The organism is Acidovorax sp. GW460-11-11-14-LB4 (assembly GCF_059423685.1).
The window spans coordinates 1-11,677 of record NZ_JBWKYJ010000107.1 but is presented as its reverse complement, the minus strand read 5'-3'; the positions used below and the strand labels follow the sequence as shown (position 1 = coordinate 11,677).

Here is an 11,677-nt window from a genome sequence, read left to right as displayed (position 1 = left end):
GGCCAGCCCCGCTGGCTGTACCAGGCGCAAGACGCCAAGGGCCGCCCCACCGAGGGGTTTGTGCATGCCCAGACGGCCGAAGAAGCCATGCAGGCCATTGCGGCGCTGCAGCAGCCCCCGCTGACCCAGGTGCAGCTGCACACCTCGGGGCTGTATGCCCGTGCGATGACCGAGATGGCGGATGACGCACTGGGCACCCTGGACGTGAAGGCACTGCGCCAGCTGGCGCGCGACCAGATCGAAGCGCAGCAGAACCCCGGCCTGTGGACCACGCTGCGCCAGCTGTTGCGCAACAACGGTACCTGGCTGCTGGTGTGCGCGGCCCTGGTGGCGCTTGCCGTGTGGCGCCAGTGGAGCCCATGGGTGCAAGGGATTCTGGTACTGGCCATGCTGGCGCCGCTGGGGGTCTTTGCCTACATGCACCAGTTTCAGCGCACGTACCAGCAGATGCTGCACGCGCACGCCACGGGCGACCTGCCCCGCCTCGAGTTGCTGGCCCAGCGGCTGGCCCGCGCGGCCGAACGGCATGCGTTCTTGCGGCAGCCCGCCTGGGACGCCGCCGTGCGCATGGCCTGGTTCGAGGCGCGCGCCGAAGGGGTGGACGCCGCCATCCTGCGCTTGCGCATCCACCCCATGCGCCCGGCGGACGAAGGCGAATTCTTGGCCCGCATCTATACCTTGCCCCTGGCTACGGGCGACCATGCGGGCTTTACCGCCCGCCTGCGCGAGCTGATGGCGCAGCGGCCGGGAGAGCCCACTCTGCAGTTGGACCTGGCCCTGGGTGAGGCCCGCGCGGGCCACACCGACGAAGCGCAGCGCCTCGTGGACACGCTGCAGCCCGCCATGCTGCCACCCCACGGGCAAGCGTTCATCGACTGGGTGCGGGGCATGATTGCGCTGCGCGACCCGGCCCGGGCGGGCGAGGCCGCCAGCCACCTGGGCAAGGCGTGTGAGCAATTTCTGGGGCTGGTGCGCAAGGCTCCGGGCGCCTGGCCCTCACTGGCCGTGTGCACGTGCGACTACGCACTGGCCTTGGCCTGGAGCGGGCGCGCCGAAATGGGGCGCACCGTGTTTGCCAGCGTGCAGCCAGTGGCCCGGCACCACGCCGAGCCCGAGCGTCTGGCGCTGCTGGAGCGCGAGTTGCGCCTCAGGGGCTGAGCGTTTTTTGAGCTGCGCCCGAAAGGCCCGCGCACTGCGGGCCGGGCACAGTGGCACCCTGGCTCAGGCCAGCGCGCGCTGGATGATGATCTTCTGCACGTCGCTCGTGCCTTCGTAGATCTGGCACACGCGCACGTCGCGGTAGATGCGCTCCACCGGGAAGTCGTTCACCACGCCGTAGCCGCCCAGCGTCTGGATGGCGGCGCTGCACACGCGCTCGGCCATCTCGCTGGCAAACAGCTTGGCCATGGCGGCTTCCTTCAGGCAGGGCTTTCCGGCATCGCGCAGCGCGGCGGCGTGCCAGATGAGCTGGCGCGCGGCTTCGATCTGCGTGGCGCAGTCGGCCAGGCGAAAGCCGACGGCCTGGTGGTTGAAGATGGCGGTGCCGAAGCTTTCGCGCTCTTTGGAATATGCCAGCGCCGCATCGAACGCGCTGCGCGCCATGCCCACGCTCTGCGCGGCGATGCCGATGCGGCCGCCTTCGAGCGCGCCCAGGGCGATCTTGTAGCCCTCGCCCTCGGCGCCGATGAGGTTCTCGGCGGGGACGCGGCAGTTGTCGAAGTTGATCTGCGCCGTGTCGCTGCTGTGCTGGCCCAGCTTGTCTTCCAGCCGCGCCACCACGTAGCCGGGGTTGTTGGTGGGCACTAGGAAGGCGCTCATGCCCTTCTTGCCCGCGCCCTTGTCGGTGACGGCGATGACGATGGCCACATGACCGTTCTTGCCGCTGGTGATGAACTGCTTGACCCCGTTGATCACGTATTCGTCGCCCTGCTTCACCGCCGCGGTGCGCAGGGCGGAGGCGTCGGAGCCCACATGTGGCTCGGTCAGGCAAAACGCACCCAGCATTTCGCCACGCGCCAGCGGCGTGAGCCAGTCGCGCTTTTGCTGCGCGTTGCCGTAGCGCATGAGGATGGCGTTGACCGGGCAATTGGTCACGCTGATGGCGGTGCTGGTGCCGCCGTCACCGGCGGCGATCTCTTCGAGCACCAGCGCGAGCGTGAGGTAGTCGAGGTGGGCGCCGCCAAACTCTTCGGGCACACAGATGCCATACGCGCCCAGCGCGGCCAGGCCCTGGTGGGCCTCCTTGGGGAAGTGGTGTTCCTTGTCCCAGCGTGCGGCATTCGGCCACAGCTCGGTTTGCGCAAAGTCGCGCACCGCGTCGCGGATCATTTCCTGGTCTTGGGTCAGCAGCATGGGAGTGTCTCCAGAGTCGTTGTTCAAAAATTCGGGGGCTTGGTGGCTTGCGGACTACCAGTGGGCAGCGCGGCGGCCGTCGTAGTGCAGCAGGCGGCCCTTGTCGGCAGCGGTCACGCTGGCCAGCGTGCTGCGCAGGCCGCGCACACTGTCTTCCACCGTCAGCGGCGCACCGCCGCCGCCCATGTCGGTCTGCACCCAGCCGGGGTCGATGGTGATCAGCGTGGCGCCGGGGTAGTCGTGCTGCGCGGCGGCCACGGCCATGTTCAGCGCGGCCTTGCTGGTGCGGTACAGCCACGAACCGCTGCTTTGCACGCTGCCGATCTGCGACATGGAGGACGACAGAAACGCAAACACGCCGCCCGCCTCCACCACCAGGGGCGCCACCTGCGGAATGGCCTGCATGGCGCCCAGCACGTTGGTGTGCATGACGGCATCAAAGTCTTGCTGCGTGGGTGGGGTGAGCGCGTTGGGGCGGCGGATGACACCGGCCACATACAGCGCCAGGTCCAGCTTTTCGCCGTCGAGCTGCCAGGCCAGGCCGCTCACGCTGGCGGGGTTGGCCACATCCACGGTGAGCGCCTCGGCGCCCAGCGCCAGCACGCGCTCGCGGCCGGCGTCGTCGCGCACGGTGGCGATCACGCGGCGCCCGGCTTCGGTGTACTGGCGCACCAGCTCCAGGCCGATGCCCCGGGACGCGCCCATCACGAGTATGGAGTTCATTTTCAAGCCCAATATGCCGCAAGCGCTAGTGAATCATGCGCCAACAGCTATCAATTCAGGAGTAAAAAAAACAGCGGCACCCACTCAGGCAGACAGGTATCCGGCGTACTCGAAATAGCCCGACCACGCGGGGTCGTACGCCACCTTCATCTCCAGCGATGCCGCCTCGTCGCGCAGCAGCAAGGGTGCCAGGGTCTGTTTGGCCAGTTGCTCGTCGCTCACGTAGTACAGCGCCTGCCGGCGGCCCGCGCGCATCAGCGTCAACACCAGAATGCCCAGCTGCGGCACCTGGAGCAGCGTGGCTGCTTGCTCGTGCAGGTCTTGCACGGCGGTCAGTGTGTCGCTGTCGGGCACCGCCAGGTCCACGGTGAGGGCATAGGCCAGGTCGGCCCGCATGGCCACAGCGCTGGCACTGGTGTTGACCATGACCACGCCGGTCTCGGGCGCGTCTTCGCTGTCGATGTCGTCAGGAGGCAGTTCGTTGCCGTCCTCGTCGATGGGGCAATCAAACTGCAGTTCCAGCCCGTCCCACTCGGCATCGCCCGTGGGAAAGTGGCCGGTGTGGCCCAGGGTGTCGGTCCAGTAGCGGTCGAACACTGGGGGCAGCTGGCTCAGCGGCACCCAAGGCGTGTGGGTGTCGCCGGGCTCGCCCACAAAGTCCACCGCGCCCACCTTCACGGCAAAGTCGTACTCGCCCAGCACATGGTCGAGCATGATGAACGCCATGTTGCGCGCATGGTCCTGGTAGTCGCTGGGGATCTCGCGGCCAAAGCGGATCTCCAGCGCCGCCTGCCCGCCATCCTGCTCCAGCGCCACCAGCACTTCGGACGTGGCCAGCTCAAAGCCTTCCATGCCGATGGGAAAGTCCGGCTGCGTGGTGCGCGCGCGAAACGCGCGCACGCGGTAGTGCGGCAGCGCGGGTGCGGCCGCCACCACCTGCGCCAGCAACGGAAACCGCTCGATGCTGCCATGGGCCGTGACGATGAGGTCCACCACGGCATCGGCATCGTCGCCGGACATCTCCAGCGCCAGGCCTTCCAGGTGCTGATCGATCAGCGCATTGGCCGCCCCCACGCGCTCGCGCAGCGGCTGGGCCTGGAGCGATGCCTGGGCATCTGAAAACGCGCGCCAGAAGGCGCCGATGGCGGGAGAGGGAGTGGTCATCGCGGTCCTTGTGCAAAGTCGGGGATCATCCCATCTCCAGCCAGCGGCCTCAGACGAGTTCCAGCGCCACGGCCGTGGCCTCGCCACCGCCGATGCACAGCGTGGCCAGGCCCTTGGTCAGGCCGCGCGCCTTGAGGGCATGGATCAGCGTGACCATGATGCGCGCACCGCTGGCGCCGATGGGGTGGCCCAGTGCGCAGGCGCCACCGTTCACGTTGACCTTGTCATGGGGCAGGTCCAATTCCTTCATCAACGCCATGGGCACCACGGCAAAGGCTTCGTTGATCTCCCACAGCTGCACATCGCCCACTTGCCAACCGGCCTTGGCGAGTGCCTTTTGTGTGGCGCCCAGGGGGGCGGTGGCAAACCACTCGGGCTCCTGCGCATGGGTGGCGTGGCTCACGATGCGGGCGACGGGCTTGCAACCCAGCTTCTTCGCGGTGGACTCGCGCATCATCACCAGCGCGGCCGCGCCGTCGTTGATGCTGGAGCTGGAGGCGGCGGTGATGGTGCCGTCCTTTTTGAACGCGGGCTTCAAGGTGGCGATCTTCTCGAGCTTGACCTTGCCCGGGCCTTCGTCCACCGACACCACGGTCTCGCCCGCACGGGTCTTGACGGTGACGGGCACGATCTCGGCCGCGAAGGCGCCCGACTCGGTGGCCGCCTTGGCGCGCTGCACGCTGGCGGTGGCAAACGCGTCCTGCTGCTCGCGCGTAAAGCTGTACTTGGCCGCGCAGTCTTCGCCAAAGGTGCCCATGCTGCGGCCCGCTTCGTAAGCGTCTTCCAGGCCGTCGAGCATCATGTGGTCGAAGATGCGGTCGTGGCCCAGGCGGTAGCCGCCGCGGCCCTTTTGCAGCAGGTAGGGGGCGTTGGTCATGCTCTCCATGCCGCCCGCCACCATCACGTCGTGCGTGCCGGCCAGCAGCATGTCGTGCGCCATCATTGCGGCCTTCATGCTGGAGCCGCACATCTTGCTGAGCGTGACGGCGCCCGCGCCCTTGGGCAGGCCGCCTTTGAACGCCGCCTGGCGCGCGGGTGCCTGGCCCTGGCCGGCCATCAGGCAGTTGCCAAACAGCACTTCGCCCACGGCGTCGGGCGAGACACCTGCACGCTCGATGGCGGCCTTGATGGCGGCGCCACCCAGGTCGTGCGCGGCCAGGCTGGAGAAGTCGCCCTGCAACGAGCCCATGGGGGTGCGTGCAGCGCCAACGATGACGATGGGGTCTTGGATGGACATGGTGAAGGTCTCCTGGGTAAGGGTCTGAGGAAAAGTGGGGACGAAAACCGGGGTTTTGGCGGGCGCTCAGCGGGCCGCAGCGCCTTGCGCAAAGCGCCGCTCCGCGTCGTAGGGGAAAACATCAAACATATGACCCGCCTGGATGCGCTCCTTGTGCGACTGCCAGAACGCGGCGTCGAGCAGGTCGGCGTGGTGCTGCATGAACACCTCGCGCACCGCGTCGTTGCCCAGCAGGAAGGGGCCAAAGGTTTCGGGGAACACATCGCGCGGGCCCACGCTGTACCAGACCTCGCCGCTCATCTCTTCTTCCTCGTTGCGCGGCGTGGGCACGCGGCGGAAGTTGCAGTCGGTGAGGTATTCGATCTCGTCGTAGTCGTAGAACACGACCTTGCCGTTGCGCGTGACACCAAAGTTCTTCCAGAGCATGTCGCCGGGGAAGATGTTGGCGGCCACGAGGTCCTTGATGGCGTTGCCGTATTCGATGACGCTGTGCTCCATCTGCTGGCGCGCGCGCGGGTCGGACAGGCCGGTGTCAAAGGCCTCTTGCAGGTAGATGTTGAGCGGGATCATGCGCCGCTCGATATAGAGGTGCTTGATGATCACCTCGGTCTGGCCGTCGCCGTCGCGGTCGCTGATTTCGAGCTGGCTGGGGGCAAATTTTTCGATCTCGGCAATCAGCGCATCGTCAAAGCGGTCGCGGGGGAAGGCAACCTCGCTGTACTCCAGCGTGTCGGCCATGCGGCCCACGCGGTCGTGCTGCTTGACCAGCAGGTACTTGGCCTTGATCTGCTCGCGCGTGGTTTCCTTCTGGTGCGGAAAGTAGTCCTTGATGAGCTTGAACACGAACGGGAAGCTCGGCAGGTCGAACACCAGCATCACCATGCCCTTGATGCCCGGCGCGATGCGGAACTGGTCGCTGGAATGCTTCAGGTGGTACAGGAAGTCGCGGTAGAACAGCGTCTTGCCCTGCTTGGCCAGGCCCAGGGCGTTGTAGATCTCGGCGCGCGGCTTGCGAGGCATGAGGCTGCGCAAAAACTGCACGTAGGCGCTGGGGATCTCCATGTCCACCATGAAGTAGGCGCGGGCAAAGCTGAACAGCATCTGCATGTCGTCTTCACCGAACAGCGCGGCGTCGATGGTCAGCTTGCCGCTGTCGTCGTGCAGGATGGGCAGCGCAAACGGCACCTCGTTGAAGCCGTTGATGATCTTGCCCACCACATACGCGCCCTTGTTGCGAAAGAACAGGCTGGTGAGCACCTGGATCTGGAAGTTGGTGCGCAGCCTCACCTTGTCGAGCCGGCTGCGCATGGCGCCCACCACACAAGCGGTGTCACGTGGCAGGTCGGCAAATTCGCGCTGCAGCTGGAAGTTCTCGACGATGGCCTGGAAGGTGTCGCCCAGCGTGTCGCGCGTGGGGTAGTAGGCGCGGTAGGTGGGCCGCGCAGCAGGCTCGTCGTTCTCGATGTATTCGGTGCTGACCGCAGGCCGCACAAAGATGAAGTCGTTGTGGAAATGCGTGCGGTGCAGGATCTTGGTGGTGACCGAGTTGAAGAAGGTTTCGGCCAGCTCGGGCTGGTGGTGGTTCACCAGCAGCCCGATGTAGTGCAGCTTGACCTGGTGCCACACATCCATCGGCTGCGCGCCGGCCTCGAACTCTTTCTCCAGGCGGCGCACACATTCCTTCACCCGCAGGTCGTAGAACTCGATGCGTTCGCGCTGTGCCCGCTGCTGGCCGTGCCAGTCAGCGGTTTCAAAACGGTGTTTGGCGCGCGCGGACTCGGTGCGGAACAACCGGTAATGCCGGTTGAAGCCGTCCATCATGGCCTTGGCAATGCCGTAGGCCTGGGGCGCATCAAGGCGTTGCGGGAACATGGTGGCGGGCCTATTGGCTTCTTCGTCAGCGCAACCGTCGCTCGGCAGACACAAGGCGGCGGCAGGCCTACTGCCGCCGGGTTGCGGCCACCCCGGCAATTGCCGCCTTGTACAGCGATTCGAGGCCTTCCGTGCTGTCCACCGACATGTGCAGGTTGTTGATCAGCCCGTCCTTGAGGCCATAGCACCAGCCATGCAGCGTAACCTTCTGGCCCCGGGCCCAGGCGTCCAGCATCACGGTGGTCTGTGCAATGTTCACCACCTGCTCGATGGCGTTGAGCTCGCACAGCACGTCGTGGCGCCACTCAGGCGCGGTGGCGGCGATCAGGTCGCGGTGGCGGTCACGCACGTCCTGCACATGGCGAATCCAGTTGTCGGCCAGGCCCACGCGCGTGCCCTCCAGCGCGGCCAGCACACCGCCGCAACCGTAGTGGCCCACCACCATCAGGTGCTCGATGCGCAGCTGGTCCACCGCGTATTGGATGGTAGACAGGCAGTTGAGATCGGTCGGCACCACCACGTTCGCCACATTGCGGTGAACGAAGACCTCACCAGGCTCCAGCCCGGTGATCTGGTTGGCGGGCACCCGGCTGTCGGAGCAGCCGATCCACATGTACTTGGGCTTCTGCTGCGCCAGCAGGCTGGTGAAAAAGCCGGGCCGCTCGCGCTCCATCTGGGCCGCCCAGGCGCGGTTGTGAACAAACAGGTCGTCGATGGAGGAAGGCATGGGGTCCTTGGTGTGTGAGGGTTGGTCGATCAGTTGTCGCAGGTCAGCAGGTCTCGGCAAACAGCTCGCGGCCAATCAGCATGCGGCGGATCTCGCTGGTGCCGGCACCAATTTCGTACAGCTTGGCATCACGCCACAGGCGGCCCAGCGGGTACTCGTTGATGTAGCCATTGCCACCATAGATCTGCACGCCTTCGCCGGCCATCCAGGTGGCCTTTTCGGCGCACCACAGAATCACGCTGGCGCAGTCCTTGCGGACTTGGCGCACGTGATCGGTGCCCAGCATGTCGAGGTTCTTGGCCACAGTGTAGGCAAACGAGCGGCCCGCCTGCAGCACGGTGTACATGTCGGCCACCTTGCCCTGGATGAGCTGAAACTCGCCAATGCTCTGGCCGAACTGCTTGCGGTCGTGAATGTAAGGGATCACGCTGTCCATCACGGACTGCATGATGCCCAGCGGGCCGCCGGTCAGCACCGCGCGTTCGTAGTCCAGGCCACTCATCAATACCTTGGCACCGTTGTTCACGCCGCCGAGCACGTTTTGTGCAGGCACCTCGACGTCCTGGAACACCAGCTCGCCCGTGTGGCTGCCGCGCATGCCCAGCTTGTCGAGCTTTTGCGCAATCGAGAAGCCCTTCATGCCCTTCTCGATCAGGAAAGCCGTGACACCGCGTGCGCCCATTTCAGGCTCGGTCTTGGCATACACCACCAGGGTGTCCGCATCGGGGCCGTTGGTGATCCACATCTTGCTGCCGTTGAGCAGGTAGTAGCCGCCCTTGTCCTCGGCCTTGAGCTTCATGCTGATCACGTCGGAGCCCGCGCCGGGCTCACTCATGGCCAGCGCGCCCACGTGCTCGCCGCTGATGAGCTTGGGCAGGTACTTGGCCTTTTGTGCCTCGTTGCCGTTGCGGTTGATCTGGTTCACACACAGGTTGCTGTGTGCGCCATAGGACAAGCCCACCGACGCACTGGCGCGGGAGATTTCTTCCATCGCCACCATGTGGGCGAGGTAGCCCATGGCGGCGCCGCCATATTGCTCGGGCACCGTGATGCCGAGTACGCCCAGATCACCCATCTTCCGCCACAGGTCCATGGGGAATTGGTCGTTGCGGTCAATTTCGGCCGCGCGGGGAGCGATCTCTGCCTGCGCGAAGTCGCGCACGGCATCGCGCAGGGCATCGATATCTTCGCCCAGCTGGAAGTTGAGGCCGGGAAGGTTGGAGGGAATGCTCATGGGGTTTGTCTCCTCGTAGAAGGTAGGGAAATGGGCAGGGCTCAGCCCTGGATGCTGTCGCGCCCGGTGACCGCCATGAGAGTGCACCCCATGGTGGCGACCAGCTTTTCTTGGTTGCCGTCGATAGCGAAGGCTCGGCCTTCGCAGACGGTGATGGTGCGGCCGGGCTTCAGCACCCGTCCTTCCATGCGGAATCGCTCGCCTTTGGCAGGGGCCAGCAAGTTGATCTTGAATTCGATGGTGAGCACGGCGGCATCTGCCGCCATGAGGGTGAAACCGGCATATCCGCAGGCGGAATCCAGCGCGGTGGACACCATGCCCGCATGGAGAAATCCATGCTGCTGGGTCAGGGCGGCGGCCCAGGGGAGTTCAATGTCTACAGCACCTGGCGCCACCAATCCTAGCGACGCGCCAAGCGTCTGCATGGCCCCTTGCCGCGCAAAGCTGTCGCGCACGCGGTCGGCAAAGTCGATGCAACGCGGCTCAAAGGGGGGCGTGCTCACTGCAGTCTCCTGATTTACGTTTACGTAAACGTCAATTATGGATCAATTTTGCTTTTCTACCTTGGCCAGTAGCGTGCGTGCCTCTTCTTCGTGCTCGCGCACCTCTTCCAGGTTGGCCTGCAGATCGGCCATTTGCTCTTCGAGTTGTTTGCGATGGACCACCAGCACGTCCAGAAACTTGCGGAGCTGTACACCGGTATCGCGGGGGCTGTCATAGAGGTCGATGATCTCCTTGGCTTCCGTGAGAGACAGTCCCAGGCGCTTGGCCCGCAACGTCAGGCGAAGTCGCGTGCGGTCGCGTGCGCTGTACACCCGGTTGCGGCCTGCGGCGCCGGTGCGTTCAGGCTGCAGTAAGCCCATGTCTTCATAAAAACGGATCGCCCGGGTGGTGAGATCGAACTCTTTGGCAAGGTCGCTGATGGTGTAGGTATTGGCCATGGTGGGTGCTGCACACAGCAGTATCGGTTTCGCACAGGAGACAGCCGCGTGGCGGCAGCTCCCTACAATGCATCGAGTGCATGACGTTTACGTTAACGTCAATGCTAACCCATCACACCGCCTCCATGAATCCACTTGAACACCAGATCCACTACCCGCTCGGCGACGCGCTGCCCGTCGAGGGCGCCACCTCGGAGGTGGCGCCTGGAGTGCATTGGATCCGTATGGGCCTGCCCTTTGCCCTGGATCACATCAATCTGTGGCTGCTGCGCGATCGCCAGCCGGATGCTGGCGGTGTGCTGGTGGACGGGTGGACCGTGGTGGATTGCTGCATCGACAGCGCTGCGAGCCGCGCGCAGTGGGAGCAGATATTTGCAAACTGCATGGAGGGCTTGCCCATTCTTCGCGTCATCGTGACCCACATGCACCCAGACCATATCGGGCTGGCACATTGGCTGTGCGAGCGCTGGGATGTGCGCTTGTGGGTCAGTGCCACGGACTACAACGTAGCGCGTGTCGCCATCTATGACCCGCAGGGGTTTGGCGGGGAAGCAGGGGCCGATTTTTATGCGCTGCACGGTGCACAAGAACCGTCTTTTTTAGACCATGTGCGAGGACGCGCTTCGTATTTTCCGACCCTGGTCCCTGCTCTCCCACCCCGTTTTCGACGAATCATGGATGGCGACACGCTGAACATCGGGGGCCGCGCCTGGCGTTGCATCAGCGGCTACGGCCACGCGCCCGAGCACATGGCATTGTTTTGCGCTGAGCTGACCACCTTGATCAGCGGAGACATGGTGTTGCCGCGCATCTCGACCAATGTCAGTGTCCACGCCAGCGAGCCAGAAGCCAACCCGCTACAACTGTTCTTGACCTCGCTCTTGCGGTATCTGGATCTACCAAAAGACACCTTGGTACTCCCATCGCATGGCAAGCCGTTTACAGGCCTGGGTACGCGCGTTGCACAGCTACAAGACCATCACCGCGAGCGGCTCACTGAGATTTTGCAAGCCGCGCACAGCCGCGCACTAAGCGCTGCGGATACTTTGCCAATTCTGTTTCAACGCCAGTTGGACACCCACCAGATGACTTTTGCTATGGGTGAGGCGCTGGCACATCTTCATCATCTGTGGATGGATGGGAAGCTGGAGCGCTTTCTCGACCAAGCCGGGGTTCAGAGATTTCGCGCACCGAACGGTATATAACCGCACCCAATGCGTGGCCGACCAGCGCTTATTGAGCAGCAATCAAATAGCACACTCAGCCACGCTGATAGATGGTGATCAACGCCGGAAAGGCGTGTGAGCCGATATAGGCGCATAGCTGGTCTAAATAATTTTGTGCGCCCCAAAAGCAAAAAACCCCAGTCATATCTGACTGGGGTTTTCTGGGCTGTAAGAGCCTGACGATGACCTACTTTCACACGG

The 11,677-nt window shown here is 64.6% G+C and carries 11 protein-coding genes; 2 read left to right on the top strand and 9 right to left on the bottom strand.

Annotated elements, in window-relative coordinates:
• Positions 1–1,158, top strand: a 1,158-nt coding sequence (locus tag AC07X4_RS22830; protein ID WP_494741418.1) for a hypothetical protein, incomplete at its 5' end; no start/stop codon positions are given.
• Between the two features lie 63 nt (positions 1,159–1,221).
• Here the strand turns inward: AC07X4_RS22830 and AC07X4_RS22825 are convergent.
• The 9 genes from AC07X4_RS22825 to AC07X4_RS22785 form a co-directional block, all read right to left on the bottom strand.
• Positions 1,222–2,352 (bottom strand): acyl-CoA dehydrogenase family protein, encoded by a 1,131-nt coding sequence (locus AC07X4_RS22825; RefSeq protein ID WP_494741417.1) that lies wholly within the window; start codon positions 2,350–2,352, stop codon positions 1,222–1,224.
• A 54-nt stretch (positions 2,353–2,406) separates the two neighbouring features.
• Positions 2,407–3,075: an SDR family oxidoreductase gene (locus AC07X4_RS22820; protein ID WP_436077526.1), complete on the bottom strand. Its 669-nt coding sequence runs from the start codon at positions 3,073–3,075 to the stop codon at positions 2,407–2,409.
• An 84-nt stretch (positions 3,076–3,159) separates the two neighbouring features.
• Positions 3,160–4,239 carry a DUF695 domain-containing protein gene (locus AC07X4_RS22815; protein WP_494741416.1) on the bottom strand — a complete coding sequence of 360 codons (1,080 nt, stop codon included), beginning with the start codon at positions 4,237–4,239 and terminating at the stop codon, positions 3,160–3,162.
• Positions 4,240–4,288: 49 nt separating this feature from the next.
• Complete coding sequence (locus tag AC07X4_RS22810; protein ID WP_494741415.1) at positions 4,289–5,476, bottom strand: acetyl-CoA C-acyltransferase; 1,188 nt, start codon at positions 5,474–5,476, stop codon at positions 4,289–4,291.
• Between the two features lie 66 nt (positions 5,477–5,542).
• Complete coding sequence (aceK, locus tag AC07X4_RS22805; RefSeq protein ID WP_436077524.1) at positions 5,543–7,348, bottom strand: bifunctional isocitrate dehydrogenase kinase/phosphatase; 1,806 nt, start codon at positions 7,346–7,348, stop codon at positions 5,543–5,545.
• 67 nt (positions 7,349–7,415) lie between these two features.
• On the bottom strand, positions 7,416–8,075 hold the full coding sequence (gene can, locus AC07X4_RS22800) for a carbonate dehydratase (RefSeq protein WP_494741414.1): 660 nt from the start codon (positions 8,073–8,075) through the stop codon (positions 7,416–7,418).
• Positions 8,076–8,118: 43 nt separating this feature from the next.
• Positions 8,119–9,309 (bottom strand): isovaleryl-CoA dehydrogenase, encoded by a 1,191-nt coding sequence (locus AC07X4_RS22795; RefSeq protein ID WP_494741413.1) that lies wholly within the window; start codon positions 9,307–9,309, stop codon positions 8,119–8,121.
• Between the two features lie 41 nt (positions 9,310–9,350).
• On the bottom strand, positions 9,351–9,812 hold the full coding sequence (locus AC07X4_RS22790; RefSeq protein WP_056743734.1) for a PaaI family thioesterase: 462 nt from the start codon (positions 9,810–9,812) through the stop codon (positions 9,351–9,353).
• Between the two features lie 42 nt (positions 9,813–9,854).
• Complete coding sequence (locus tag AC07X4_RS22785; RefSeq protein WP_056057775.1) at positions 9,855–10,250, bottom strand: MerR family transcriptional regulator; 396 nt, start codon at positions 10,248–10,250, stop codon at positions 9,855–9,857.
• 125 nt (positions 10,251–10,375) lie between these two features.
• On the opposite strand from AC07X4_RS22785, the gene AC07X4_RS22780 reads away from it, so the two are divergent.
• On the top strand, positions 10,376–11,455 hold the full coding sequence (locus AC07X4_RS22780) for an MBL fold metallo-hydrolase (protein ID WP_494741412.1): 1,080 nt from the start codon (positions 10,376–10,378) through the stop codon (positions 11,453–11,455).
• Positions 11,456–11,677: the final 222 nt, after the last annotated feature.

What these genes read in the sequence shown, in the direction of transcription:
- AC07X4_RS22825 (WP_494741417.1), bottom strand. Translation starts at nt 2,352, where the DNA reads ATGCTGCTGACCCAAGACCAGGAAATGATCCGCGACGCGGTGCGCGAC.
- AC07X4_RS22780 (WP_494741412.1), top strand. Translation starts at nt 10,376, where the DNA reads ATGAATCCACTTGAACACCAGATCCACTACCCGCTCGGCGACGCGCTG.
- AC07X4_RS22820 (WP_436077526.1), bottom strand. Translation starts at nt 3,075, where the DNA reads ATGAACTCCATACTCGTGATGGGCGCGTCCCGGGGCATCGGCCTGGAG.
- aceK (WP_436077524.1), bottom strand. Translation starts at nt 7,348, where the DNA reads ATGTTCCCGCAACGCCTTGATGCGCCCCAGGCCTACGGCATTGCCAAG.
- AC07X4_RS22785 (WP_056057775.1), bottom strand. Translation starts at nt 10,250, where the DNA reads ATGGCCAATACCTACACCATCAGCGACCTTGCCAAAGAGTTCGATCTC.
- AC07X4_RS22810 (WP_494741415.1), bottom strand. Translation starts at nt 5,476, where the DNA reads ATGTCCATCCAAGACCCCATCGTCATCGTTGGCGCTGCACGCACCCCC.
- AC07X4_RS22815 (WP_494741416.1), bottom strand. Translation starts at nt 4,239, where the DNA reads ATGACCACTCCCTCTCCCGCCATCGGCGCCTTCTGGCGCGCGTTTTCA.
- can (WP_494741414.1), bottom strand. Translation starts at nt 8,075, where the DNA reads ATGCCTTCCTCCATCGACGACCTGTTTGTTCACAACCGCGCCTGGGCG.
- AC07X4_RS22795 (WP_494741413.1), bottom strand. Translation starts at nt 9,309, where the DNA reads ATGAGCATTCCCTCCAACCTTCCCGGCCTCAACTTCCAGCTGGGCGAA.